Genomic DNA, 24,850 nt, shown 5'->3' on the forward strand with positions numbered 1-24,850 from the left:
CGACTTGCGCGCGGCCCGCCCCAACCCCCCACCCGCCAGCGGAAGTTGTTCATCAGCCATGCGCCTGTACCTGCTTGCCCTCAACCCGACCGACTCCGTCTCCGAGGGCTTTCTGCCCGCCGCCGCCCGGCTGGGACTGGAGGTCACCGTCCTCACCGACCAGCCCGACGCCCACCGCCGCTCCCACCCGGAGATCGAGGTCCTGGAGTGCGACGTCCGCGACCACCGTGCGGTCATCACCCGGATCTCGACGCACCACCGTCCCGACGCCGTCTTCACCAACAGCGACCACCTCCAGGCACAGGCCGCCCTGGCCGCCGCCTACTTCGGCCTGCCCGCCAAGGACTGGCGGGCCGCGCTGCGCACCAAGGACAAGGCGGAGATGCGGCGCCGGCTCGCCGCCGCCGGCGTGGACACGGTGTGGTCGGCGGAGCTCACGGAGCCGGTCGCGCCCGACGACGCGCCCTACCCGTGCGTCCTCAAGCCGCGCGAGGGCGTGGCCAGCGAGGACGTCGTCCTGGTCGACGACGCCGAGCAGCTCGTCACACACGCCAAGGAAATCCTTGAGCGTCGTCCCGGTGCCGTGCTGCTCGTCGAGGAGTACCTCCCGGGCGAGCTGTACACCCTGGAGACGCTCGGTGACGGGCGTGTCCGCCATGTGCTGGGCGGCTTCCACACCGAGTTGTCGCCGCCGCCGTTCTTCATCGAGGAGCGGCTCACCTTCGTCCCTGCCCATCCTGAACCGGTCGTCGCCCAGGTTCTCGCCCAACTGGACGCGCTGGGGGTCGGGTTCGGCGCCTGTCACACCGAGTTCGTGGTGCACGCGGGCCGGGCCAGGATCATCGAGGTCAACTACCGTGCCATCGGCGACCAGTGCGATCTGCTGCTGGCCCGGCTGCTGGAGATACCGCTCTTCGAGCTGATCCTCCGTGCCCATCTGGGCGAGCGTCTGCCCGCCGACCTGGGAGCCCGCCGCGACGGCGCGGCGCGGCTGGAGTACCCGTGCGCCGACCGCGCCGGGACCCTGACATCAGCCCCCGCTGCCGAGGAACTGACGCTCGACGGCGTTCATCTGACGTACCGTCCGCTACGGCCCGTGGGCGAGCGGCACGAGCTGCACCGCACCAATCGCGACTACCTCGGCGTCCTGCGGGCCGTCGGCACCGACCAGGCGACGGTGGACCGGGTGTCGGCCGAGTTCCTGGCCGCACAGCGCTGGGAGATCCAGCCGTGACCGCGCCGACTGTGACGGACACCTGCGAGGCGGAGCTGCTCACCCGCGTGCTCGGCGCCCTGCTGCGCGAGGACGTGGTCGGGCTGCGCAGCCGCAGCACACTCGTACACCGGCCGGACGGCGACTGGCTGCGGCTGCCCACCGCCGATGACGCCCTGCTGCTTCCCGTCTCCGAGGACGGCTACCAGTGCGAGTTCCGGGCCCGGCTGCCCCTGCTCGCCCGCGAGTCGGACGGTTCCGAGCTGACCTCGCATGAGACCGTGCTCGGCGCGCTGCGTGAACTCGCCGAGCCCGTGGACCGCGACGGCTTCGACGCGTTCGCCGAGGAGTGCCGTCAGACCCTGGACACGATGCGGCTGCACACGCGGACACGGGACGAGGTCGGCCGGCGGCTCACCGAACGGTACGGGGACGACCCGGCCGGGTGGACGGGGACGGCGTACGACACCCTTGCAGCCCGCCTCGACCACCCCGTCTACCCGACCGCCCGCGGCCGCTCCGGGCTCGCCGAGGACCAACTCCGGTCATACGCACCGGAGTTCCATCCCCGTTTCGCCCTGCGCTGGCTCGCCGTACCGCGCGACGCCGTGACCGTGACCGGCCCGCTGCCGGAGTTGTGGCCGACTCCCGCGCGGCTCGGTCTGCCCGAGGTGGAGCAGACCCATGTGGCGCTGCCCGTCCACCCGTTGACCGTGGGCGCGCCACTCGACGAGGCCCTGCGGACCACCGGTCTCGCGGGCCGTGCGCTGCTCGCCGAGCACGCGCACCTCGAAGTCGTGCCGACGCTCTCGATGCGCACGGTGGCGGTGGCCGCGGATCCGTCCCTGCACCTCAAACTCCCCCTGGCGACGGCCACGTTGGGCCTGCGCAACAAGCGCTCCATCAAGCCGGGCACACTCGTCGACGGCGCGGCGGGGCAGCGGCTGGTGGAGGCGGTGATCGCACGCGAGCCGCGCTTCCGGGACACGATCCTGCACGCCGACGAGACCACGTACGCGCACGCCGGGCACGAACTCCTCGCAGTCCTGTGCCGCCGCTTCCCGGCCGCCCTCGGGGACTCCGTCGTCGTACCGCTGGCCGCGCTCCTCGCCGAGGCACCCGGCGGGCGGCTGGTCCTCGACCACCTGGCCGACCGCTTCTACGACGGCGATCCGCTGGCCCTGCTGGATGCCTGTCTTACGCTGCTGTTCGACTGGCAGACCACGCTGTTCGGCTACGGCATCGCGCTGGAGTCGCATCAGCAGAATGTCTCGCTGGTGCTGGGTCCTGGCAGTCCCCGGTTGCTGTTCAAGGACAACGACGGGCCCCGCATCAACGCCGCACGGCTGGAGTCCGTACTGCCCGGGCCGTGGGGTTTCGACGACCCGCGGACGTTCACCGCCGGGGACGGGCCGGTAGCCGACGTGTTCGCCACCATCACGGTCCATCTGTGCGCGGGGGCCTACGCGTTCGGGCTCACCGAGCACCGGGACGCGCTGCTGGCGCTCGTACGCGAACGGCTCACGGAGGCCGTCGACCGGCTCGGTGGTGACGCGGGGGCGGTTCTGCGTGCGCATGTCCTTCAGGCGCCGCGGTTGCCGGTCAAGGCGATGGTCACGGCCGGCACGCTGCTCAGCAAGGAGCGCTCGGGAGCCGCGGACGTCAACAAGCACTACACGAGCGGCCCCAACTACCTGCTGTCCGGCGGGGGTTCGGCATGAGCACCGAGACTCTGCGGATGCCGGGTACGGCGTTCAGCCGCGGGCATGTGCAAGCGGTGGCGGGCTGCTACTTCGTGGCCTCCTTCGCGGCGCTCGGGCTGCCGCCGTATCTCACGCAGATCCTCCCGGAGCTGGGGGACCACGAAGCCCGCTGGGCAGGGGTGCTGTACGTCGTCCCGACCGTGTTCGGCGCGCTGGGCGCCCCGCTGTGGGGGCGGCTCGCCGACCGGCACGGCCGTAAACGGCTGCTGCTGCGCGCCCAGTTGGGACTGGCCGTGGCCTTCCTGCTCGCGGGCTGGGCGGACTCCCTGGCCACGTTCACCGTGGCGCTGGTGCTGCAGGGCATCCTGGGCGGCACGTTCGCCGCGTCCAACGGATACCTGGGCGCCGCCCTGGAGGGGCCTGCCCTGTCCAAGGCACTGACCTTGATGCAGGGCAGCGCGCGGGCCGCGCTGGTCGTCGCGCCGATAGTGGTCGGCTCGCTGTCGGGCTGGCTGTCCCCGCACCGTCAGTACGCCCTGCTCGCCGTACTGCCGCTCACCGCAGCCCTGTTGCTGGCGGCACTGCCTGAACCGGATTCCGGCGCGGAGGAGTTGGAGAGCGCCCCCGCGACGACCGCCGCGGACGAGCCGCCGCTGATCTCGCTCAAGGCCCTGTACGCCTTGGAGTTCGCCTTCGTGTTCTCCACCGTCATCTCCTTCCCCTACTTGATCGCCCTCGTCGACGACCGCCTCCCGGGCACGTCGCCGACTCTCTCCGGAGTGCTGTTCGCCCTCCCCCACCTGTGCTACCTGGTGTCGGCGCTCGCCGTGCACTCCGCCTTCCACAGCCGCCCCCGGACCGGGATCGCGCTCGGCTTCGCCTGCATCGCGCTCGGGCTCGCCGGGCACGGGGTCGCAGGTTCGCTGCCCGCGCTGATCGCCGTGCGGCTGCTGCTGGGCGCGGGCCTCACCCTCGGCCTGGTGTGCCTGTCGGTGCTGGCCGCCGACTGTGCCAAGGGCCGGGCGCCGGGCGGCATGTTCGGCTCGCTGGAGTTCTTCTCCAAGGCCGGCGCGGTCGCAGCCGGCCTGGCCGCGGCTGCGGGCAGCGCCCGCTTCGGCCCGGCCGCACCGGTGCTGACCGGCAGCGCGGCCGCCGCCGTCACCGTACTGGCCACTCTCCTCCCCCCGCTGACCCCCCGCACCCGCAGGAGCCGCTGATGCCCTCGCTGACCCGCCCCGAGACCTCGTCCGGGGGGACCCCCGTCTCGCTTCGCTCGCCCGGGAGTTCCGCCGCGCCCGCCGAACTCCCCTCCGCCGACGACGCGGTGGCCCACACGCTCCTCAACTGCCTGCTACGAGAGGTATCGGGACCCGAGCGCCAGTCGGTCGTCGCCGACGGCCGGCTGCTGCTGCGACTGCCGCGCCGCGGAGTGCTGCTGCGCGTCGCGCTGCGCCGCACCTCGCTGCTGGGCGCGCACCGGTTCACCGGCCCCGTGAGCGAACAGGGCGACGACGGCTGGTCGGAGGTGGACTGGCGGCGTCTGGCCGAGTACACGCACGACGAGCTGTCGCTGCGCACCGGCGTGCGCAACGAGGAGTTCCTGGAGCAGATCGCCTCCAGCCACGGCGCCATCTCCACCGCGCTCGCCGCCGGGCGCCCCGCCCGCATCCCCGACGACCGTCTCTCGGCCTACCTGGCCTCCGAGCAGTCGCTGCTGTTCGGGCACCGCTTCCACCCCACGCCCAAGGCCCGCACCGGCGATCCGCACGCCTGGTCCGCGTACGCGCCGGAGGTCGGCGCCTCCTTCCCGCTGCGGCACCTCGCCGTCCGCGCCGAACTGATCGCCGAGGAGTCCACGGACCCGTCGACGACCGCCCAGCTGGACGGAGTGCGCACGGACGTCCCGCAGGGCTACCGGCTGCTGCCCGCCCACCCCTGGCAGTACGAGACGCTCCGCACCCACCCGGCGCTGCGGGCCGCGCTCGACCGCGGCGACATCCTCGACCTGGGCCCGGGCGGACGCCCCTTCGCCGCCACCGCTTCGGTGCGCACGCTGTACGACGGGGAGACCTTCCTCAAGTTCAGCCTGAACGTCCGGATCACCAACTGCCTGCGCAAGAACAGCAGTTACGAGCTGTCCGGCGCCGTCGCCCTGACCCGCGCCCTGGCCCCGGCCTTCGCCGACCTGGCCGACCGCTTCCCCGGCAGCGCCGTGCTGCGCGAGCCCGCCTACCGCACGCTGGCCCTCCCCGGCCCGGACGGCACCCCCGACCGCGAGCTGTTCGAGGGCTTCGGTGTCATCGTCCGCGAGGGCCTGCCGCGCCGCCTCGCCCCGGGCACGGTTCCCCTCCTCGCGGCGGCCGTCGCCGACGAGTACCCGACCGGCGCGGCCCACATCTCCCGCCTCCTCGCCGGAGCGGACGTACGGACGACCCTCGCCTGGTGGTCCACCTACCTCGACCTGCTCGTCCCGCCCGTCCTGGCCGCCTACTTCGACCACGGTCTGGTCCTGGAACCCCACCTGCAGAACGTCCTGGTCTGCGTCGGCGCCGACGGCATGCCCGCCCAGGTCCTCTTCCGCGACCTGGAGGGCACCAAGCTGGTCCCCGAGCACCACGCCGACACCCTGGCCGCGCTGGAGCCCGAGGTCGCGGGCCCGATGACGTACGACGCACAGCGCGGCTGGGACCGGGTCGTGTACTGCCTGCTGGTCAACCACGTCGCCGAGCTGCTCGCCGCCCTCGCCGACCTGCATCCGCAGGCGGAGGCGGCCCTGTGGTCCCGGGTGCGCGCCACGCTCCGGAGGTACTCCGACCGCTACGGCTGCCCGCCGAGGCTGGCCGCCCTGCTCGCCGGGGTGCCACTGCCCGCCAAGGCCAACCTGCTGACCCGCTGGGAACGCAAGGCGGACCGGGAGGCCGGCTACGTCCGGCTGCCGTCCCCGCTCGCCGAGGACATCCTGCGCGACGCGAGCGGGAGCCCCCGATGACCGACCCGACGCCCGCCGTCCGCGACCGTGTCCTGTCCCTGTCGTCGGCCGAACTGCCCGCCTACGTCTACGACTTGGCGGCACTGCGCGCGCATGCCGCCGCCGTCCGGGCCGCCCTGCCCGAGCGGGTCGAGGTGTACTACGCCGCCAAGGCCAACCCGGAGCCGGAGATCCTCGGCGCGCTCGGCCCGTACGTCGACGGCTACGAGGTCTCCTCGGGCGGTGAACTCGCCCATGTGGCCAAGGCGGTGCCGGGCCGGCCGCTCGCCTTCGGCGGTCCCGGCAAGACGCCGGACGAGGTGCGGGCCGCGCTGGAGCTCGGCGTCGACCGGTTCCATGTGGAGAGCGGGTACGAGCTGCGCATGCTGGCCGAACTGGCGCGGACGTGCGCGCCGGGGCGGCGGGTGGCGGTGCTGGTGCGCGTGAATCTGCCGGTCGCGGACGGCTCCCTGGCGGGCAGTTCGCTGGCGATGGGGGGCCGCCCGACGCCGTTCGGCTTGGATCCGGTACAGGCCGTCGAGGCGGTCCGGGCTCTTGCCGACGGCACGTACCCGCATCTCGAACTGCGCGGCATTCACGCGCACTTGGCCAGTGGCCTTCAGGCGGCGGAGCAGCTGGCGGTGGCCGAGTCCGTCGTATCGTGGGCGACGGGTCTCGGTGTTCCGCTCGCCGAGGTGAACGTCGGCGGAGGCATGACCGTGGACTACACAGCCCCCGACCGCCGCTTCGACTGGGCCGCGTACGGCAACGGGCTCGCCCGCCTGACCCAGGCGCACCCCGGGCTGACCCTGCGCATCGAGCCGGGGCGGGCGCTGACGGCGTACTGCGGCTGGTACGCCACCGAGGTGCTGGACGTGAAGCACAGCCACGGCGAGGAGTTCGCGGTCGTCCGCGGCGGCACCCATCACCTCCGGACCCCGGCGACGAAGGGACACGACCAGCCCTGCACCGTGCTGAAGGTGGACGCCTGGCCGCACCCGTGGCCGCGGTCGTCCGCCGAGGACGACCGAAGGGAGATGGGGGTCCCCCCGGCCGAAGGCTGGGGGAAGGTCACAGTGGCCGGGCAGCTGTGCACCCCGAAGGACGTCCTGGCCCGCCAGGTGCCCGCACCCGGACTCAGGGCCGGCGACCGGGTGGTGTTCTCACTGGCAGGCGCCTACGCATGGAACATCTCCCACCACGAATTCCTGATGCACCCCCGGCCCGGTTTCCACTTCCTTCACCATTCAACCGGAGGGCTGTGACCACAACCCGGCACGGTCACCGGCACAGCCAAAGGGCCGCCCGTGAAAAGGGGCGGCCCTTTGGCTGTGCCAGGACGTTCGATGCAGCGTCGGCCTGCTAGAAGCCCGGCAGCCCGCCAGGAGTCCCCATGCGGGCGACCCGGCCCATCTGCGCGAGGTTGTTGAGGCGGTTCAGCTGCTGCAGCTGCTCGGACGGGCGCGGCACCTCTGACCTGCGCTCCGCCGGGATGCCGCTCTGGGCGAGTGCATCGAGCGTGGAGATCGGGTTGAGCTGGCTCGCATCCTTGTTCTGAATGGTCGCATCGGACGCGCACGCGAGCGGGGCGGCAAGGGCGGTGATTCCTGCGGCGAGACCAACGGCAGCGACGATACGTCGTGTTGAGATCATGCTCCCCACAACGGCACCGGGCCTCCGCCGGTCACGGCTCTGCCACGCCACTCACCCATCAGGGGCAGCGGTCCGGCTGCGGTCCGGCTGCGCTTGCCGAGGCTGCCGCGGCGGAGGAGTCTCGGAGGAAAGGCCCTTCGCGGCCCGCTCCTCAACGGGCCGCGGCCCTCGAGGGAGGTCATCATGGGCACCACGGCAACCCCCGCCTTCAATGCCGACACCCTGCGCCGGGGTGTCGAGGGACACACCGCGGCAGATCTTCTGTCGCTCTACGCCGACGACGCGCAAGTGCGCATCGTGGACCGCAACACGCAGCCCAGCAAGCCCAGGGTCCTGCACGGTCGCGACGAAATAGGCGCACTGTTCAACGACATCTACAACCGCGACATGACGCACAAAGTGGACCAGTGCATCATCCAGGGCGACCACGCCGCCTACAGCCAGTCCTGCCAGTACGCGGACGGGACACGCGTCCTGGCCGAGTCGATGATCACGCTGCGCAACGGCAAGATCGCCGAAGAGGTCCTGATCCAGGCATGGGACGAGTAGGAGGCAGAACCGGGAGGGTCCAGTTCACTTCCCACTTGACCTGGACCTTCTCGGCCCGTGCGGCCCTCGGGCGAGTACGTCCGGCCAAGCCTCGGCCCGCCACGGCACGACGGCTGGCATCCGTCGCCCTGCTGCGGTCGGTGCTCAGAGCGAGGCGGTCCCGCCCGCTTCCTGCTCCTCGGAAGCGGCGTGTCCTGCATCGGTGAGAGCGGCTCCCGACCGCCGTGGGGCTCGGTCAGCCTGAGGGCGGTCCGTGACTGGCGCTGAGGTGGAGCACCACCGAGGAGCGGCCCCGAAGAGTCGATGCCGTGCGCCTGGACCGCTGCCGCAAGACCGGCATCGAGTCGCGCCAGGTGGAACTTCGCCGCCACGACGACCGAGGAACTCGTCGGCGCACTGTGCGCGTTGTCGAGGGACCCCGACGTGCACGGCATCCTGCTGCAGCACCCGATGGGCGAACACATCGACGAGCGGGCCGCATTCGAGGCGATCGCCCCTGAGAAGGATGTCGACGGCGTCACCTTCGCGTCCTTCGCCACGATGAGCTTCGGCCTGCCGGGTTTCGTCTCGTGCACGTCGGGCGGGATCATGCGGCTGCCCGACGAGAACGACGTCGACGTGTCCGGGAAGCGATGACGTACTGCCACTCCCGTACCCGGGACCTGTCGTCGGTGGTCCGGGAGGCGGACATCGTGGGCGGCGTCGGTCCGATGACGATCGCCACGCTGCTGGAGCAGACCGTCGACGCCGCCGCCCGGCAGCTCGGCGTGTGATCAGCGCATCCAGGCGTTGTAGTCCATGACATCGCCGGCCTCGACGCCGTACTCGGGCTCCGCCTTGGTGAAGGTGGTCTCCAGGCCGAGTACGGCACCGGTGGACGGGTCCATGATCAGCATCCGGCGGGTGCCGGGAGCGTCGTACACATACGCCTGACCGCGCCGCCCGAGCCGGTCGGTCACCTGCCCGGCCTGCCGCAGCCCCTGGGTGTCCGCGAGGAGCCGTGCCACCGTCGCCGATTCGCGGGCACCGAGCGTCCAGTGGTCGAGCAACTCGGCTACGGCGTCGAGGAGTTCGGGAGTCGTGAGCTTGGTGTGGTAGGACGCGGCCTCCTGGAGGTAGGCACGCAGCCCGGCGACGTCGTGCGGCGGGGGCGACTCGGGCGGTGCGTCGCTCCAGCTCGGCGGATAGGTCTGCCTGGTGAGCACATGGCCGTCCTCGACCAGGTGCGGATCGCCACCGCCGTCGTCGAGGACGGGCCGGCCCGGGTGGCGCGGGTCGGTCGCCACCACGAGCTCGGTGTGGCTGCCGTCGGCCTTCCAGCGCACGACGCGCTCCGTCGGGAGCGTGATCGGAGGCTCCGAGTCGCTCATGCCGAGGCTCCAGGACTGCACGTGCGTGCCCTTGCGCAGCGGCGGCGCACCTTCGGCCGTGGCCTGGCGCTGTGCGCGGTCGGCCAGCGCGTCGAGGGGTACGGGGGTGGAGTCGGCCTGGACGACCAGGGGGCGCGGCGCGGCCACGGCCGGCGGCGTGCCGGGGCCGCTGACGACCAGGGTCAGCGTGACGGCGGTGACGACGGCCGTGGCGGCGAGCCCCCAGGCCAGCCGGGCGCGGTGAGCACGGACCGGGCCGCCGTTCGGGAGTCGCGCCCGCAGCCGGCGCAGCCGCGTGCGGCGGTCCGCGGGGCGCCCGTGCAGCAGTTCTTCAAGGCGCCGCTCGGCGCGGTGGTCCAGCGGTCCGTCGCCGTAGTGAGGGCCGTCGACCGGCACCGGGTCGGCGCGGCGCAGGAGTTCGAGTTCGTCAGCCATGGCCGTGTTCCTTCGCGGGGATCGCATCGGCGGAGGGCGGGGTGGGGCGCATGCGGTCTATCTCGGCTCTCAGCCGGCGCCGGGCGCGATGGAGCCGCATCGATGCGGCCCGGCTGCCGCAGCCGAGGGCGACGGCGACCTCGTCGACGCCCAGTTCCTCCCACGCCGTCAGGCGCAGCACCTCCTGGTCGGTCTCGGACAGGCGGGCCAGGGCGTCGTGCACCCAGGAGCCCGGGGTCTCCGCGTCGGGGCTCGCCACGATCTGCCGGCCGTGCGCGGTCTCGTCATTGCCCAGCCGGTCGACCAGCCGGCGGCGCCGCCCGTAGCCGCGTACCGCGTTCGCCAGGCAGTTGCGGGCCACGCCGTACAGCCAGGGCAGGGGGGACCCCGGCAGGTCGGCCCGGCGTCGCCAGGCGACCGTGAACACCTCCGCCACCACTTCCTCCACCTCGCTGGTCCGCCCGTCCAGTCGCCGCGCGACATAGCGGCTGACCGCCCAGTAGTGCTCGCGATAGGCAGCGGCGAAGATCTCGTCGTTGCTCATGTTCCGTTCGTGTCCGGCACCATCCGGATCGTCACACCCGTTTCCGTGATTCTCGTCGCGTCACCCGAGTGTGACCGGCGTACCCGGAGCGGACACAGGCGGGGCATGAGGCACCTCAAGTGGCTGACGACCACCGACCACAAGACGATCGGGACGCTCTATCTCGTCACGTCGTTCGCGTTCTTCCTGATCGGCGGCGTGATGGCTCTGCTCATGCGCGCCGAACTGGCCCGTCCGGGCCTGCAGATCATGTCGAACGAACAGTTCAACCAGGCGTTCACGATGCACGGCACGATCATGCTGCTGATGTTCGCGACGCCGCTGTTCGCCGGCTTCGCCAACTGGATCATGCCGCTGCAGATCGGCGCCCCGGATGTGGCCTTCCCGCGGCTGAACATGCTCGCCTACTGGCTCTATCTCTTCGGCTCGACGATCGCGGTGGGCGGCTTCCTCACCCCCTCGGGTGCGGCCGACTTCGGCTGGTTCGCCTACTCCCCGCTGTCGGACGCGGTCCGCTCGCCGGGTGTCGGCGCCGACCTGTGGATCATGGGTCTGGCCTTCTCCGGCTTCGGCACGATCCTCGGTGCGGTCAACTTCATCACCACCATCATCTGCATGCGCGCGCCGGGCATGACCATGTTCCGCATGCCGATCTTCGTGTGGAACGTGCTGCTTACCGGCGTTCTCGTACTCCTGGCATTCCCGGTACTGGCCGCCGCCCTGTTCGCGCTGGAGGCGGACCGTAAATTCGGTGCGCATGTCTTCGACGCGGCCAATGGCGGCGCCCTGCTGTGGCAGCACCTCTTCTGGTTCTTCGGCCATCCGGAGGTGTACATCATCGCGCTGCCGTTCTTCGGAATCATCAGCGAAGTGATCCCGGTGTTCTCCCGCAAGCCGATGTTCGGCTACATGGGCCTCATCGGCGCGACGATCGCCATCGCGGGTCTGTCCGTGACCGTGTGGGCCCACCACATGTACGTCACCGGCGGTGTACTGCTCCCGTTCTTCTCCTTCATGACGTTCCTCATCGCCGTACCGACGGGCGTGAAGTTCTTCAACTGGATCGGAACGATGTGGAAGGGGTCGTTGAGTTTCGAGACCCCGATGCTCTGGGCGACCGGCTTCCTGATCACGTTCGTCTTCGGCGGCCTGACCGGCGTGATGCTCGCCTCACCGCCATTGGACTTCCCGACCTCCGACACCTACTTCGTCGTCGCCCACTTCCATTACGTCATCTTCGGCACCGTCGTGTTCGCCATGTTCTCCGGATTCCATTTCTGGTGGCCCAAGTTCACGGGCAAGATGCTCGACGAACGCCTCGGTAAGATCACCTTCTGGACGCTGTTCATCGGCTTTCACGGCACCTTCCTGGTCCAGCACTGGCTGGGGGTGAACGGAATGCAGCGCCGGATTCCCGACTATCTGGCAGTGGAGGGCCTGACGACGCTCAACACGGTGTCGACGATCTTCTCGTTCCTCCTCGGGATGTCGTTCCTGCCCTTCTTCTACAACGTCTGGAAGACCGCGCAATACGGCGAGAAGGTCGAGGTCGACGATCCGTGGGGCTACGGCCGTTCCCTGGAGTGGGCGACCTCCTGTCCGCCCCCACGGCACAACTTCGTGGCGCTCCCCCAGATCCGCAGCGAATCCCCTGCTTTCGACCTGCACCATCCCGGATCCCCTGCCCCGGAAAGGGAGTTGACCGCGCCATGAGCAACGAGGACGCGCAGGTGCTCCTCAATGAGATCGAGGGGCACCTGCTGATCGCCGCCGCCCGCGAGGAGGGACGTACGGCCGCCGTGCGTTTCAGCGCCCCGTTCGACTGGCTGACGCAGGCTCAACGGGAGGATGTGGAGCGCCGGTTCGAGACGGAGTACCTCGCACTCGCCCGCGCCTCGTGGCAGCGCTCCGCGGAGCGTGCCCGCGAGTTGCGGGGCGAGTACGAGGAGGCCTACCGCGGACTGCGGCGCCGCCTGCTGGCCGGCTGGCTGCTGGCGTGCACCGCGGTCGCGGCCGTCGGCGTCCTGCTGTTGCCGATCGCCTGGGCCGGCGCTAGTTGAGCGTCCACTTCTGGTTGTCGCCTGTCCCGCAGGACCACAACACCATGGAGGTGCCGTTGGCAGTGGCCGCGTTGTAGGCGTCCAGGCACAGGCCCGCGTTGACGTTGGTGATGGTGCCGTCGCTGTTGACGGTCCACTTCTGGTTGTTCTGGCCGTTGCAGTCCCAGATGACGACCTTGGTGCCGTTGGTCGTGCCGAGGTTGTAGGCGTCCAGGCACTTGTTGCCGTACACCACGAGCTCCTTGCGGGAGGTGTACGTCCAGGCCTGGTTCTGGCCGCCGTTGCAGTCCCACAGCTCGGCCTGGGTGCCGTTGGTGATCGTGTTGTTGTAGATGTCCAGGCAGCGGCCCGACTGCTTGCCGACGACCTGGGCGCCGTTCGCGCCGGGCAGCGGCCGGACCGTGATCGAGTCGAGGGTCGGTGCCCCCGAGAAGGTGAGCGAGTTGGCCGAGCCCTTGGACAGGCCGACCTCGACGGAGACCGTGCCCGGGCTGGAGCCGGTCGGCGGGAAGGAGATGGTGGTGGCGCCCTGGCCGTTGACCTTGAGGGTGCCGGTGCGTGCCGTGGACGTGTTGTTCGTGTACGAGACGTCCACGACCTTGACGCCGGTGCTCCCGGCGACCACACCGGAGAAGCCGGAGGTGCCGGTGTACGTGCTGCTCGACGCCTCCGTCCCCCCGGTGACCGTCAGCATGACCGAGCCCCCGGCAGGAACACTGGTGGTGTAACTCGTGCCGTAGGAGCCGACATTGGCGCGGGCCCACAGGTCACGCACGGTCGCGGACGCGTTGGTCAGGCCGAGGTCGGACCAGCGGACGGTGATGTTCTGGGCGGAGGAGGTGCGGTTGAGGAGGGTCACGGCGCGGTTGCCGCTGCCGGCGAGCACCTTGCCGTAGACCTGCAGCCCGGTCGTGTCCTCGGCGACCTTGACTCCCTGGAGTCCGCGTGGGTCCTGGTCGACGGCGATGACCTCGGGGTTCTTCAGGATCCCGGCGGTCTCGGAGGTCATGGTGGACAGGTCGTTGCCGGCGAGGAGTGGTGCACCGGAGATGGCCCACAGGTTCATATGGGTGCGGTTCTGGGCGGCGGTGAAGCCGTCCATGCCGACCATCAGCATGTCCGGGTCGTTGTAGTAGCCGGTGTGCTGCGCGGTGGGGTGCAGGGTCTGGTCGAAGTTGGACAGCAGGTTTGTCATCGACGGCTTGTTGCCGTAGTAGATGATGTCCGTGCTGGTCCGCCACATCGGGGCCTGGCCCGGTGCCCAGTTCCAGGGGTTCTGCTTGCCCCAGTTGCAGATGGAGAGAGTGAGCGGGCGGCCGGTGGTGGCCGTCGCCTTCGTGACCGCGTCGCTGATCGACTGGTACGTCGTCGCCGCGTCGAGTCCCTCGGCGTCGCCGCCGCACCAGTCGACCTTGACGAAGTCGAAGCCCCACTTGGAGAACTGGAGCATGTCCTGGTCGTAGTGGCCCTCGCTGCCGGTGTTCGGGGCGGCGGGGCGGCCGGTCGGGAAGTAGTAGCCGCAGCCGTCCTTGCCGGCGTCGGTGTAGATGCCGGCCTTGAGGCCCTTGCTGTGGATGTAGTCGGCGATGGCGCTCATGCCGCCGGGCCACTCGCTGGTGTCGACGGTGATGTTGCCGGCACTGTCGCGGGTGCCCTGCCACCAGCCCTCGTCGATGTTGATGTACTTGTAGCCGGCCGCCGGCAGCCCCGCCGCGACGAACGCGTCGACCTGCTGCTTGATGACGTTGTAGTCGATCTTCGAGGCGAAGCTGTTCCAGGAGGCCCAGCCCATGGGGGCGGTGGGCACGGATATCTGACGGGTCGTCGCCGCCTGCGCAGGGCCGGGTGCCGCGAACAGGAGCGCGGCGGCCGCGGTGAGGGCGAGGGCGAGGAGACGTACGGCGGCGGCTCTGCAGCGGCGTACGAGACCTCTGTGGGTCGAGCGCGGAGGGGGGTACATGCGGCTCCGTAGGTGATGAGGGGGGAGGGCCCCGGCTTCCGTAGGGACAGGACACACAGGCAATCCATTCGATATCTCGAACAAGGATCGGTGAATCGAACGCATCGCGGGCCGAAAGTAGAGCCACAGGGAGCGTCAAGTCAACGGAAGTGACAAGCGTGAAGTGGCCTTTCTCGACGGGGTGTTCTCGCTCGGCGGCGCCCGGTGGCGCCATACTGGCCATCGTGCGCGTAGCGATCATGACGGCGGGATCCCGGGGTGACATCGCCCCGTACACCGGACTCGGACATGGGCTCTCCCGTGCCGGGCATGAGGTCACTCTGGTCACGCATGCCCGGTTCGAACCGCTGGTGGCAGGTTCGGGGGTCCGTTTCCATCCGCTGCCGGTGGACCCCCGGGCCGAGTTGGAGTCATCGCGGGGGCGCAGGCTGCATCGCAGTGCGTCCGGTGCGGGGAAGCTGGTGCGGGTGGTCGCGATGGCGCGGGCGCTGGTCGGGCGGATGACGGACGATCTCGTGGCGGCCGCCCGGTCGGCCGACATGCTGCTGCTGTCCGGCTCGGTGGGGCCGCTGGGGCGCACCATCGCCGAGGGCCTGTCCCTGCCGTATCTCGATGTGCCTCTTCAACCCCTTGCCCCCACAAGGGAGTTCGGGCCCCCGATGCTGGGGGCTCGCTCCCTCGGAGCCGTGGGCAACCGGATCGCCGGGCACGGGGTGGTTCTGGCCGTGGAGCAGGTCTTCGCGGGGGCACTGCCTGCCGTACGGGAGCGGCTGGGACTGCCTCGTGCGACTGCCGCCGCGGCATGGCGGGACCGAGACCGGACGGAGCGGCCGGTGCTGCACGGATTCAGCCCGCTGGTGGTGCCACGGCCGTACGACTGGCGGCCGGGTCTGGCCGTGACCGGATACTGGTGGCCGTACGACTCAGAGGCTCAACTCCCTTCCGTGCTGCAGGACTTCCTCGCCGCTGGACCGGCACCCGTGTACGTGGGCCTGGGCAGCGCGACCGTGCCCGACCCCGAGCGGCTCAGCATCTGCATCGTGCGCGCTCTGCGCCGGGCCGGGCTGCGCGGAGTGATCCAGCGCGGCTGGGCCGGCCTGGCGGCCTCCGGCGACGACATGCTGACCGTCGACGAGGTCCCGCACTCCGCGCTCTTCCCCCGCATGGCCGCCGTGGTCCACCACGCGGGCGCGGGCACGACGGCGGCGGGTCTGCGCGCCGGGGTGCCGGCCGTGCCGGTTCCGATCCAGTTCGACGAGGGCTTCTGGTCCGCCCGCCTGGTCGCCCTGGGCGTCGCCCCACGCACCCTGCCGCTGCGCCACCTCACCCCCGACACGCTGGCCACGGCGCTGATGCGGGCCACCCGAGACCCGGCGTTCGCGCGGCGCGCGGCGGAGCTGGGGGCGCGGATCCGGGACGAGGACGGGGTGGCTCCGGTGCTGGCCGCGGTGAACGGGACCGGCTGATCGCGCGCACGCCGCCCGGCACCCGCGCACCACGGCCGGCGGCCCCGACAGCGGCGCACCCCACTCAGTCGGTCGGCGCGTCCCACCCCGGCGGACGCAGAATCGCCAGCAGCTGCTGGACCAGTTCGTCCACCACCTCGTCGAGCGTCGCGTTCACCCATCCGGCACTCCAGTCGTGGAGCAGCCCGTTGACGCTGCCGATGAAGGCAGTGGCGGCGATGCGGTAGTCGCGCGGGGCGGCCTGTCCGTGGGCGGCGGCGGTGTCGGCCTCGGCGCAGATCAGGTCCACCCAGCGGGAGCGGCGGGCCAGGCGCTGTTCCTCCAGGCGCGGGCTCACGCCGATGATCTCGACGAAGGTGATCCTGATCCGGCGTGGATCGCCGGTGACGTTCGCGGCGTAGGCCCGGAAGATCGCGGTGACGCGCTCGGCGAGCGGGAGGCCCTGCGCCTCGGCGAACGCGGTCAGGACGGCCTCCTCGGCCCAGTCGTTGACCTGGAGATGCAGCGCGGCCAGTACATCCTCAAGGGTGCGGAACTCCTCGTAGAACTGGCGTGTCGACAGGCCCGCGGCCTCGCTCAGTGCCGCGACCGTGGTCGCGCGGTAGCCGGGATCGCCGCCGAAGAGTTCGAGCGCGGCGTCGAGGAATCTCCTGCGCCGCTCGGCCTGCCGTTCCGAGGCGGTCTTGCCGCCGTAGCGTCCGGTCGGCGCCCTGAGCCTTCCCGCCACTGAACCTCCCTTGTCGTCCGACCGCCAATTTTGTCGTGTACGCAGTCTTGTGGAGAAGGGCACCTCTTCCTTACTTTCCAGTAAGTAAGAATCTGAACGCGCTTGTTTTCAGATTTGGCTTCGTTCCCATCCCCTCAGAGGAGAGAGCAGTCATGCCTGCCTTCAGACCCAGGCACCTTTGCTCCGTGGCCGCCGCCCTCGTCCTGACCATCACCGCTCCGGCCACCGCGGCCACCGCGGACTCGTCCGCGGCGCTGCGCGAGGTGCTGTTCGTCGGCAACAACTGGGACGGCACCGCAACCGTCCTGAAGTCCTCCGGCGACTTCGCCAAGGTCGGCGAGATCAACGTCGTTCCCGACAAGGCGGCGCGGATCGCCGAGATCAATGCCGACCCGATCAAGTGGATCTACTACACGGCGATCCGCAACGAGGTCGGGCAGGGCCACGACCAGTACGTCGACGACATGTACTCCACCCCTGACGGCAGGTCCGTGGTCGTCTCCCGCCCCAGCTTCGCCGACGTCGTCTCGATCGACCTGGCCACCGACAGGATCAACTGGCGTTTCCCGGTGGCCGGTTACCGCGCCGACCACATGGCTGTCTCCCCCGACGGCACCAAGGTCGCGGTCTCGGCGTCCACCGCGAACAAGGTGCAGGTCCTCGACATCAACACCGGCAAGGAACTGGGCGAGTTCGGTACCGGCGACAAGCCCCACGAGAACGTCTTCACCAACGGCGGCAAGTACATCTGGAACATGGCGATCGGCGAGGTCACCACCTCCCTGGACGACCCGTCGATGGACTGGACGAAGGGCGACCGGCACATCACGGTCGTCGACGCCACGACGTACAAGACGGTCAAGGTCATCGACATGCGCGACCGGCTGGACGCGATCGGCCTCACCAACTTCTCCGACGCGGTGCGGCCTGCCGCGTTCACGCCCGACTGGTCGAAGATGTACTTCCAGGTGTCGTTCTTCAACGGTTTCCTGGAGTACGACATCGCCGCCGACAAGATCACCCGGGTGAAGACGCTGCCGGAGAACCCGGCGACCAGCACCGACCGCACCACCTGGCTGCTGGACTCGCGCCACCACGGCATCTCGATGAGCCCCGACGGCACCAAGCTGTGCGTGGCCGGAACGATGGACAACTACGCGACCGTCGTCGACCGCGCCACCCTCCAGGAGGGTCCGCTGGTCACCGCCTCCAAGCCCTACTGGGCCACGGTCAGCGGCGACGGCAAGGACTGCATCATCTCCGAGAGCGGCGCCGACCAGGTCACGGCGATCGACTTCGCGACCGGGCAGAAGGTCACATCCGTGCCGGTCGGGGACCATCCGCAGCGGGTGCGACTGGGGCATGTGGAGGCGAACTGGTCGGGTACGTCCGGCAGTTGAGTTCCCCGGCACAGAGCCTCGGGCGGGCGTGACGGAGAAGGTCTCCGGATCGGCCCGCCCGAGTGCCCTCCGTCAGAAGTGCGCCGCCGCCCAGGCCGCCAGCTCGGACTTCGCCGCACCGAGCAGGCTCGCCGACGGTGCCGTCGCCCCGTTGGTCACCAGCGCATAGTGCAGGACACCGGAGTCCGAGTCGGTGAGCAGGAGGCGCCTGCTGCCCGTGCCGCCCGGTTCGGGGGCGGCCGCCACCGGTGTCGACGTCGAGTACGCCGGCGGGCCGTACACCGTGCCGAGGTCGGAGACCACGGTGGTCGCCGACCTCGGGAAGGAGGCGGGCAGATGCAGTTCGGTGGGAGCCGAGCCGCTGCCCGACTTCCACACCAGCAGCCCGTACTGGCCGGAGCCGACCAGCTGGGACACGTTCGGCAGCGAACTCGGCACCGGATTCCAGGTCAGGGTCGTCGAGCCATCGCGTGAGCGGTCCTCGTAGGTGAAGGCGAGCGTCGTACCGGCCGTCGCGCTCGGGTAGACGCGGTCGAGGAGCCGGGCGTCCTGACGGAGTGTCACCGCGCCCGAGTCGTCCAGCTTCACGGCTGAGAGGTCCTCGTCGTTCCAGGCGTCGCCGGAGGTCTGGACCTTGTCGGGGTTGTCGTTCATCAGCTCGTGGTGGCGGCCGTTGTAGATGTCCCACTGCCACTGGTTGCCGGAGAGCACCGGGCCTGAGCCTGCCGGGTTGGACCACCAACTGGAGCCGGGCAGACGGGAGTCGAGGGCCTGGTACATCGCCTTGTCGACCGTCGGTGCCTTGCCCGACACCGTTCCCGACAGCGGATGGCCGAACTCACTGACCACTGCGGCCGTCCCGGCGGCCGACGCCCGGTCGCGGATCGTCCCGAAGTCCGTCGAGTACTGCCCGTCGGACGCATTGCCCCACATCAGGACCCCGGAGATGGCCTTCTGGTCGTAGAAGTGGGTGTTGAACACGTAACGCGGGCCGAGCGTTCCGGCATCCAACAGCCCGCCCTCCTGCTTCTGGGAGTCGATGTTGGCGTTCCAGAAGAGGTTCGGTTCGACGAAGGCGGGCTTGTCCTGCCAGCCGGCCGCGTCCATCCGGGCCCGGAACTTCTGCAAGAAGGGCCACAGCAGGTTCTGCTCCCAACTGCGGCTGGTCTGGCCGGAGTCGTAGCTGCCGGCATACGGCTCGTTGTAGGGATCGAAGCCGACGACACCCGTGAACTCCGCGTCGCTCAGGTGCTGTTCGACGTACGCCATGGTCTTCTGTGCGGTGTCGAGGAAGGCGTCCTGCAGGCCGTAGTTGTTGTGCCAGAAGTCGTACTGCGCCTTGGTCACGGCCTGGTTCTGGGTGATGTTCTGGCCCCAGAAGAGGCAGATCCCGCAGGACTCCGTCGGGTAACTCCCCAGGGCCACGGCCCACTTGGGTGCTCCGTCGCCCGTGTACCAGCTGCCGGTGTTGAAGAGGTGGCGGGAGTAGAGGTCCTGGTGGAAGTCGGGGTAGACGCGGATGCCTGCGTCGAGGAACGCACGCATCTGGTCGGTGACGGCGGCGAGGTAGGTGGTGTCGACCCTGCCGCGGGTGGGTTCGGCGTGCGCCCAGGAGAGCAGGAAGCGGACCGAGTTGCCGCCGCCGAGGGCGCGCAGCGCGGTCGCGGACTTCTTGGCGTCGGCGACCGAGGCGAAGGGCAGTCCGCCGTTCTCCTCCAGCTTGGTCTCGCCGGAGACGTTGTAGCCGCGCAGCACGACCTCGCGGCCGTTGCCGTCGACGAATCTGCCGTTCTGCACGGTCAGGGGTGATTCATCGAACCAGAGGGAGTCGGGAAGGGTCGCGGCGGTGGCGGACGGCGCACCCGCCACCGTCAGAGATCCGAAGAGGACAACCAGCACAAGGAGCAGACGTGTCCGGATATTCGGCATGTTCACTACAGTCCGGTGATGTCCTGACACCGTCAATACTTCTGACTCTTGAGTAAGTATCGGGATTTTGGCTGTACCCCTTCCCGGCCGACCCCCACCGGGTCCGCCCGGACGTCGGCGCCGTGGTCCGGGCCCCGCTCGACCTTGAAAACGGATTAACGCTCAACCAATGAGCCATCTGCCCTCGCCCCCTCCCGGAACCGGTCATAGAGTGACGTACATCACGTCCGTGATCCTGGGAGGGCACATGACCCATATCTCGGTGAAGGTGGACGGCACGACGTACGAGGACGACGTGGAACCCCGTCTCCTCCTGGTCCACTATCTGCGCGACCGCCTCGGCCTGTCCGGCACCCCCATCGGCTGCGACACCTCAAACTGCGGGGCCTGCACGGTCGAGCTGGACGGCGTCAGCGTCAAGAGCTGCTCCGTGCTCGCCGTCCAGGCGGACGGAGGTGAGGTGACGACGGTCGAGGGGCTGGCCCGGGACGGGGAGCTGACCGCGCTCCAGCGTGCCTTCCACGAGAAGCACGCCCTGCAGTGCGGGTACTGCACGCCGGGGATGCTGATGGCCGCACGTGATCTGCTGCGCGAGCACCCGCACCCCACCACGGACGAGATCCGCCACGCCCTCGAGGGCAATCTCTGCCGCTGCACCGGCTACCAGAACATCGTGCGGGCCGTACAGGCCGCCTCCGAACAGGAGGTCCCGGCATGACCGACCAGATCGTGGAAGGCGAGGTCGGCCGGGCCCGGCTTCGCAAGGAGGACGCCCGCCTGATCACCGGGCAGACCAACTGGACGGACAACATCAGCGTCAACGGGCTGCTCCACATGTCGATCCTGCGCAGCCCGATGGCCCACGCCCGCATCGGGCGCATCGACGTCTCACCGGCTCTGGCACGCCCCGGTGTCGTCGCCGCGTTCAGCGGCAGCGACCTGGCCGACGGACTGGGCTCGCTCCCCTGCGCCTGGCCGGTGACCGAGGACATCGTGCTGCCCGACCACCCGCCGATCGCCGTCGACGAGGTGCGGTACGCGGGCGACCCGGTGGCCGTGGTGGTGGCCCGCGACCGGTACGCGGCCGCCGACGCCCTGGAGGCGATCGAGGTCGACTACGAGCCCCTGCCCCCGGTCCTGGACCTGGAGGCCGCGCTCGCCGAGGACTCCCCGCTGGTCCACTCCGACAAGGGCACCAATCGCTGCTACGTCTGGCCGCTGAAGACCGGCGAGGACTTCGACTCCGTACGGCAGCGCGCCGAGGTGACACTGAAGCGCCGCTACCACCAGCAGCGGCTCATCCCCAACGCGATGGAGCCGCGCGCGGTCGTGGTCACCCCGCTCCCCGCGTCCGGCGAGTACACCCTCTACTCCGCCACGCAGATCCCGCACGTCCTACGGGTCATGATGTCGCTGGTCACGGGCATTCCCGAGCACAAACTGCGGGTGATCGCCCCCGACGTGGGCGGCGGCTTCGGCTCCAAGCTCAATGTGTGCGGCGAGGACGCCGTCGCGCTCGCGGTGGCGCGGCGCATCGGCCGCCCCGTGAAGTGGACCGAGTCCCGCTCCGAGGGCTACCTGGCCACCCACCACGGTCGCGGCATGATCCAGGACATCGAGATCGCCGCCACCCGCGAGGGCAAGGTCCTCGGCCTCAAGGTGGACCTGCTGGCGGACATGGGCGCGTACCTGATGCTCGTCACCCCGGGCGTTCCGATCCTGGGCGCCTTCATGTATCCGGCGATCTACAAGATGGACGCCTACGACTTCACCTGCACCGGTGTCTTCACGACCCGGACGCCCACCGACGCCTACCGCGGTGCCGGGCGCCCGGAGGCGACGTTCGCCATCGAACGGATCATGGACGAGCTGGCCGTCGAACTCGGCCTGGATCCGGTGGAGTTGAGGCGCCGCAACTGGATCCGGCACGAGGAGTTCCCGTACACGAGCATCGCGGGTCTGACGTACGACAGCGGCAACTACGAGGCCGCGACCGAGAAGGCCCTCGGGCTGTTCGACTACGACAAGCTGCGCGCCGAGCAGGCGGACCGCAATCACAGGGGAGATACCGTACGCCTGGGCATCGGCGTGTCGACGTACACCGAGATGTGCGGGCTCGCGCCCAGCCGGGTGCTGCGGGACCTGCGCTACGGGGCCGGCGGCTGGGAGGCGGCGACGATCCGGATGCTGCCGACCGGCAAGGTCGAGGTGGTCACCGGCACCAGCCCGCACGGGCAGGGCCATGTGACCTGTTGGAGCCAGATCGCCGCCGATGTGCTGGGCGTGCCGTTCGAGGACGTCGAGGTGGTGCACGGCGACACCAAGGCTGCCCCGCAGGGCATGGACACGTACGGGTCGCGGTCGCTCGTCGTGGGCGGGACGGCCGTGCATCACGCGGCGGTGAAGGTGGTCGAGAAGGCGCGGAAGGTGGCCGCGCATCTGCTCGAAGCGAGCGAGAACGACCTGGAGTTCACGAACGGCGTGTTCTCCGTCAAGGGCTCCCCGGATGCCCGCAGGACGATCCAGGAGGTCGCCTTCGAGACGTTCTCCTCACACGACCTGCCCGACGGCATGGAGCCCACCATCAACGCCGAGCACCTGGTCGACCCGGACAACTTCTCCTACCCGCACGGCACCCATCTGTGCGCGGTCGAGGTCGACACCGAGACCGGGCAGACGCACATCCGCTCCTACGTCTGCGTCGACGACGTCGGCAAGGTCGTCAACCCGATGATCGTCGAGGGGCAGGTGCACGGCGGTATCGCGCAGGGCATCGCGCAGGCCCTGTACGAGGAGGCCGTGTACGACGACGACGGCAACCTGGTCTCCGGCACCATGGCCGACTACCTCGTGCCGTCGGCGGCGGACCTGCCCGACTTCGTCACCGAGCGGACGGAGACACCGGCCACCTCGAATCCCCTGGGCGTCAAGGGGGTCGGTGAGGCGGGCACGATCGCGTCCACGCCCGCCGTCGTCAACGCGATCGTGGACGCGCTGCGGCCCCTGGGCGTACAGGACATCCGCATGCCCTGCACACCCGAGCGGGTCTGGCGAGCGGTTCGGTCCGCGAAGGAGGCCCGGTCATGATTCCTCCTGCATTCGACTACGCCCGGCCCGCAAGCGTCGACGAGGCGGTGCGCGCCCTCGCCGACGCGGGCGAGGACGCGAAGGTGCTGGCCGGCGGGCAGAGCCTGCTGCCGCTGCTGAGGCTGCGGCTGGCCTTTCCCGAGCTGGTCGTGGACGTCGGCCGCATCCCCGAGCTGCGCGGGGTGCGCGAGGACGGCGACACGCTCGTCATCGGCGCGATGACCACCCACCACGACGTCATCCACGATCCGCTGGTCCGCCGGCACGCGGGCCTGCTGGCGTCCGCCACGGCGACCGTCGCGGATCCCGCCGTACGGCACCGGGGCACCCTGGGCGGCTCCCTCGCGCACGCCGATCCGGCCGGGGACCTGCCCGCGGTGGTGCTGGCGCTGAACGGCGAGCTCGTGGCGCAGGGGCCGCGGGGGCGGCGCACGCTGCCCGCCCGTGACTTCTTCGTGGACTATCTGCAGTCGGCGCTCGAACCCGACGAGCTCCTGGTGGAGGTGCGGGTGCCGAAGGCGGACGGCTGGGGCTTCCACTACGAGAAGTTCCACCGGGTGGCACAGGCCTGGGCGACGGTCGGCGTGGCCGCGCTGGTGCGGCGCGACGACGGGCACATCGCCGAGGCGCGGGTCGGCCTGACCAACATGGGCTCGACGCCGCTGCGCGCCTCGGCGACCGAGCAGGCCCTGTCCGGTGCCGGTGACGCTCAGGCCGTGGCACGGGCCGCCGAGTCCGCTGCCGAGGGGACCCGGCCGTCGCAGGACACCTCCGCCTCGCCCGAGTACCGGGAGTACCTGGCGCGGGTGCTCACCAGGCGGGCGGTTCTGGCCGCCGCCGGAATGGGGTGAGGACAGATCACGCACAGGCAGGACCCGATCGCGGACAGGCGCGACCCGATCGCGGACATCTCCGGCCCGGAGCAGGTGCGGGCCCGCCTGGAGGAGACGGGGTACCTCGTCGACGACGGGCTGGCCACCGCCTGTTTCCTGGCCCTGCGGCTGCACCGGCCGATCTTCTGCGAGGGTGACGCGGGCGTCGGCAAGACGGCGCTCGCGTCCGCTCTCGCCGAGGCGCTGGACGCTCCGCTGATCCGCTTGCAGTGCCATGAGGGCATCGATGCCTCGCAGGCGCTGTACGACTGGGACTTCCCGCGTCAGCTGCTGCATCTGCGCGCCGCCGAGGCGGCCGGGGTCAAGGACGCCGACCGGCTGGAGGGTGAGCTGTACGACCGTCGCTTCCTGGTCGCCCGGCCGCTGCTCAAGGCCCTGGAGACACAGCCGTCGGTGCTGCTGGTGGACGAGATCGACCGCGCGGACGACGAGTTCGAGGCGTTTCTGCTGGAGCTGCTGTCGGAGTTCTCGGTCACCATCCCGGAGCTGGGCACGCTGCGGGCCGAGGTGCCGCCCGTGGTCGTCCTGACCTCCAACCGCACCCGTGAGGTGCACGACGCGCTGAAGCGGCGGTGCCTGTACCACTGGTTCGACCATCCGGGCTTCGCCCGTGAACTGGCCATCGTGCGGCGGCGGTTGCCTGCCGTCTCGGCCCGGCTGGCGGAACAGGTGACCGCGCTGGTGCAGGCGCTGCGCTCCCAGGACCTGCTGAAGCCGCCAGGCGTAGCCGAGACGATCGACTGGGCCCAAGCCCTGGACACACTGGGCGCGAACGAGGTGGACGCGGAGCTGGCGGTGGCGACCTTGGGTTCGGTGCTGAAGTACCGGGAGGACGCGGAGCGGGCGCGCGGGCTCGATCTGGCGGCGGTCCTCGCGGCCCGGGGGACGTGAGC

The 24,850-nt window shown here is 70.3% G+C and carries 20 protein-coding genes, 1 pseudogene and 1 riboswitch; of the genes and pseudogenes, 15 read left to right on the forward strand and 6 right to left on the reverse strand.

The window, feature by feature from the left end:
• Positions 1-58: 58 nt before the first annotated feature.
• The 5 genes from P2Q00_RS45085 to P2Q00_RS45105 are packed head-to-tail and all read left to right on the forward strand — an operon-like array spanning position 59 to position 7,149.
• Positions 59-1,234, forward strand: a complete 1,176-nt coding sequence (locus P2Q00_RS45085; protein ID WP_275780614.1) for an ATP-grasp domain-containing protein — start codon at positions 59-61, stop codon at positions 1,232-1,234.
• Entirely contained in the window at positions 1,231-2,934 is a 1,704-nt protein-coding gene (locus P2Q00_RS45090; RefSeq protein WP_275780615.1) for an IucA/IucC family protein, read from the forward strand. Before P2Q00_RS45085 ends, P2Q00_RS45090 begins: the two co-directional genes overlap by 4 nt.
• A complete protein-coding gene (locus P2Q00_RS45095; RefSeq protein ID WP_275780617.1) occupies positions 2,931-4,133 on the forward strand; it encodes an MFS transporter in 1,203 nt (400 codons plus the stop codon). The genes P2Q00_RS45090 and P2Q00_RS45095 overlap by 4 nt, the downstream gene beginning before the upstream one ends.
• Complete coding sequence (locus P2Q00_RS45100) at positions 4,133-5,905, forward strand: IucA/IucC family protein (protein ID WP_275780618.1); 1,773 nt, start codon at positions 4,133-4,135, stop codon at positions 5,903-5,905. The genes P2Q00_RS45095 and P2Q00_RS45100 overlap by 1 nt, the downstream gene beginning before the upstream one ends.
• Entirely contained in the window at positions 5,902-7,149 is a 1,248-nt protein-coding gene (locus tag P2Q00_RS45105) for a type III PLP-dependent enzyme (protein WP_275780619.1), read from the forward strand. Before P2Q00_RS45100 ends, P2Q00_RS45105 begins: the two co-directional genes overlap by 4 nt.
• Before the next feature lie 97 nt (positions 7,150-7,246).
• On the opposite strand, the gene P2Q00_RS45110 is transcribed toward P2Q00_RS45105, so the two are convergent.
• The gene (locus P2Q00_RS45110) at positions 7,247-7,537 is read right to left on the reverse strand and encodes a hypothetical protein (protein ID WP_275780620.1); all 291 of its coding nucleotides are present in this window, start codon (positions 7,535-7,537) and stop codon (positions 7,247-7,249) included.
• A 183-nt stretch (positions 7,538-7,720) separates the two neighbouring features.
• Between P2Q00_RS45110 and P2Q00_RS45115 the strand changes: the two genes are divergently transcribed.
• Positions 7,721-8,086 (forward strand): nuclear transport factor 2 family protein, encoded by a 366-nt coding sequence (locus P2Q00_RS45115; RefSeq protein ID WP_275780621.1) that lies wholly within the window; start codon positions 7,721-7,723, stop codon positions 8,084-8,086.
• A gap of 243 nt (positions 8,087-8,329) precedes the next feature.
• Positions 8,330-8,413: riboswitch (ZMP/ZTP riboswitch) on the forward strand.
• Positions 8,371-8,859: pseudogene (locus P2Q00_RS45120) on the forward strand (tetrahydrofolate dehydrogenase/cyclohydrolase catalytic domain-containing protein); the annotation flags it as partial. Its footprint overlaps the riboswitch before it by 43 nt.
• Here P2Q00_RS45120 and P2Q00_RS45125 read toward each other — a convergent pair.
• Positions 8,860-9,891, reverse strand: coding sequence for a CU044_5270 family protein (locus tag P2Q00_RS45125; RefSeq protein ID WP_275780622.1), 1,032 nt, complete (start codon positions 9,889-9,891; stop codon positions 8,860-8,862).
• Complete coding sequence (locus P2Q00_RS45130; RefSeq protein ID WP_275780623.1) at positions 9,884-10,435, reverse strand: RNA polymerase sigma factor; 552 nt, start codon at positions 10,433-10,435, stop codon at positions 9,884-9,886. Before P2Q00_RS45130 ends, P2Q00_RS45125 begins: the two co-directional genes overlap by 8 nt.
• Before the next feature lie 105 nt (positions 10,436-10,540).
• On the opposite strand from P2Q00_RS45130, the gene ctaD reads away from it, so the two are divergent.
• Both ctaD and P2Q00_RS45140 read left to right on the forward strand, forming a co-directional pair.
• Positions 10,541-12,148: an aa3-type cytochrome oxidase subunit I gene (gene ctaD, locus P2Q00_RS45135; protein ID WP_275780624.1), complete on the forward strand. Its 1,608-nt coding sequence runs from the start codon at positions 10,541-10,543 to the stop codon at positions 12,146-12,148.
• Positions 12,145-12,495 (forward strand): hypothetical protein, encoded by a 351-nt coding sequence (locus tag P2Q00_RS45140; protein WP_275780625.1) that lies wholly within the window; start codon positions 12,145-12,147, stop codon positions 12,493-12,495. The genes ctaD and P2Q00_RS45140 overlap by 4 nt, the downstream gene beginning before the upstream one ends.
• Here the strand turns inward: P2Q00_RS45140 and P2Q00_RS45145 are convergent.
• Positions 12,488-14,455, reverse strand: coding sequence for an RICIN domain-containing protein (locus tag P2Q00_RS45145; RefSeq protein WP_275780626.1), 1,968 nt, complete (start codon positions 14,453-14,455; stop codon positions 12,488-12,490). The genes P2Q00_RS45140 and P2Q00_RS45145 overlap by 8 nt on opposite strands.
• A gap of 239 nt (positions 14,456-14,694) precedes the next feature.
• On the opposite strand from P2Q00_RS45145, the gene P2Q00_RS45150 reads away from it, so the two are divergent.
• Positions 14,695-15,921 carry a glycosyltransferase gene (locus P2Q00_RS45150; protein ID WP_275780668.1) on the forward strand — a complete coding sequence of 409 codons (1,227 nt, stop codon included), beginning with the start codon at positions 14,695-14,697 and terminating at the stop codon, positions 15,919-15,921.
• Positions 15,922-15,985: 64 nt separating this feature from the next.
• Here the strand turns inward: P2Q00_RS45150 and P2Q00_RS45155 are convergent, their stop codons facing one another.
• Positions 15,986-16,648, reverse strand: a complete 663-nt coding sequence (locus P2Q00_RS45155) for a TetR/AcrR family transcriptional regulator (RefSeq protein WP_275780627.1) — start codon at positions 16,646-16,648, stop codon at positions 15,986-15,988.
• 152 nt (positions 16,649-16,800) lie between these two features.
• Here P2Q00_RS45155 and P2Q00_RS45160 point away from each other — a divergent pair, with 152 nt between their 5' ends.
• Positions 16,801-18,048, forward strand: coding sequence for a YncE family protein (locus P2Q00_RS45160; protein ID WP_275780628.1), 1,248 nt, complete (start codon positions 16,801-16,803; stop codon positions 18,046-18,048).
• A 72-nt stretch (positions 18,049-18,120) separates the two neighbouring features.
• Here the strand turns inward: P2Q00_RS45160 and P2Q00_RS45165 are convergent, their stop codons facing one another.
• Positions 18,121-19,977 carry a cellulase family glycosylhydrolase gene (locus P2Q00_RS45165; RefSeq protein WP_275780629.1) on the reverse strand — a complete coding sequence of 619 codons (1,857 nt, stop codon included), beginning with the start codon at positions 19,975-19,977 and terminating at the stop codon, positions 18,121-18,123.
• Between the two features lie 247 nt (positions 19,978-20,224).
• On the opposite strand from P2Q00_RS45165, the gene P2Q00_RS45170 reads away from it, so the two are divergent.
• The 4 genes from P2Q00_RS45170 to P2Q00_RS45185 all read left to right on the forward strand — a co-directional run bounded on the left by P2Q00_RS45170 (position 20,225) and on the right by P2Q00_RS45185 (position 24,848).
• The gene (locus tag P2Q00_RS45170; protein WP_275780630.1) at positions 20,225-20,695 is read left to right on the forward strand and encodes a (2Fe-2S)-binding protein; all 471 of its coding nucleotides are present in this window, start codon (positions 20,225-20,227) and stop codon (positions 20,693-20,695) included.
• Positions 20,692-23,064: a xanthine dehydrogenase family protein molybdopterin-binding subunit gene (locus P2Q00_RS45175; protein ID WP_275780631.1), complete on the forward strand. Its 2,373-nt coding sequence runs from the start codon at positions 20,692-20,694 to the stop codon at positions 23,062-23,064. The genes P2Q00_RS45170 and P2Q00_RS45175 overlap by 4 nt, the downstream gene beginning before the upstream one ends.
• Positions 23,061-23,915, forward strand: coding sequence for an FAD binding domain-containing protein (locus P2Q00_RS45180; RefSeq protein ID WP_275780632.1), 855 nt, complete (start codon positions 23,061-23,063; stop codon positions 23,913-23,915). The genes P2Q00_RS45175 and P2Q00_RS45180 overlap by 4 nt, the downstream gene beginning before the upstream one ends.
• Positions 23,916-23,990: 75 nt before the next feature.
• A complete protein-coding gene (locus P2Q00_RS45185; protein ID WP_275780633.1) occupies positions 23,991-24,848 on the forward strand; it encodes an AAA family ATPase in 858 nt (285 codons plus the stop codon).
• Positions 24,849-24,850: the final 2 nt, after the last annotated feature.

The organism is Streptomyces coacervatus (genome assembly GCF_029223485.1).
In the GTDB taxonomy this organism is placed as follows: domain Bacteria; phylum Actinomycetota; class Actinomycetes; order Streptomycetales; family Streptomycetaceae; genus Streptomyces; species Streptomyces coacervatus.

Excerpts from the sequence above, each read along its gene's own strand:
- P2Q00_RS45100 (WP_275780618.1), top strand. The coding sequence starts at position 4,133 with ATGCCCTCGCTGACCCGCCCCGAGACCTCGTCCGGGGGGACCCCCGTC.
- P2Q00_RS45160 (WP_275780628.1), top strand. The coding sequence starts at position 16,801 with ATGCCTGCCTTCAGACCCAGGCACCTTTGCTCCGTGGCCGCCGCCCTC.
- P2Q00_RS45170 (WP_275780630.1), top strand. The coding sequence starts at position 20,225 with ATGACCCATATCTCGGTGAAGGTGGACGGCACGACGTACGAGGACGAC.
- P2Q00_RS45125 (WP_275780622.1), bottom strand. The coding sequence starts at position 9,891 with ATGGCTGACGAACTCGAACTCCTGCGCCGCGCCGACCCGGTGCCGGTC.
- P2Q00_RS45130 (WP_275780623.1), bottom strand. The coding sequence starts at position 10,435 with ATGAGCAACGACGAGATCTTCGCCGCTGCCTATCGCGAGCACTACTGG.
- P2Q00_RS45105 (WP_275780619.1), top strand. The coding sequence starts at position 5,902 with ATGACCGACCCGACGCCCGCCGTCCGCGACCGTGTCCTGTCCCTGTCG.
- P2Q00_RS45140 (WP_275780625.1), top strand. The coding sequence starts at position 12,145 with ATGAGCAACGAGGACGCGCAGGTGCTCCTCAATGAGATCGAGGGGCAC.
- P2Q00_RS45175 (WP_275780631.1), top strand. The coding sequence starts at position 20,692 with ATGACCGACCAGATCGTGGAAGGCGAGGTCGGCCGGGCCCGGCTTCGC.
- P2Q00_RS45150 (WP_275780668.1), top strand. The coding sequence starts at position 14,695 with ATGACGGCGGGATCCCGGGGTGACATCGCCCCGTACACCGGACTCGGA.
- P2Q00_RS45180 (WP_275780632.1), top strand. The coding sequence starts at position 23,061 with ATGATTCCTCCTGCATTCGACTACGCCCGGCCCGCAAGCGTCGACGAG.
- P2Q00_RS45115 (WP_275780621.1), top strand. The coding sequence starts at position 7,721 with ATGGGCACCACGGCAACCCCCGCCTTCAATGCCGACACCCTGCGCCGG.
- ctaD (WP_275780624.1), top strand. The coding sequence starts at position 10,541 with ATGAGGCACCTCAAGTGGCTGACGACCACCGACCACAAGACGATCGGG.
- P2Q00_RS45110 (WP_275780620.1), bottom strand. The coding sequence starts at position 7,537 with ATGATCTCAACACGACGTATCGTCGCTGCCGTTGGTCTCGCCGCAGGA.
- P2Q00_RS45145 (WP_275780626.1), bottom strand. The coding sequence starts at position 14,455 with ATGTACCCCCCTCCGCGCTCGACCCACAGAGGTCTCGTACGCCGCTGC.
- P2Q00_RS45085 (WP_275780614.1), top strand. The coding sequence starts at position 59 with ATGCGCCTGTACCTGCTTGCCCTCAACCCGACCGACTCCGTCTCCGAG.
- P2Q00_RS45095 (WP_275780617.1), top strand. The coding sequence starts at position 2,931 with ATGAGCACCGAGACTCTGCGGATGCCGGGTACGGCGTTCAGCCGCGGG.
- P2Q00_RS45165 (WP_275780629.1), bottom strand. The coding sequence starts at position 19,977 with ATGCCGAATATCCGGACACGTCTGCTCCTTGTGCTGGTTGTCCTCTTC.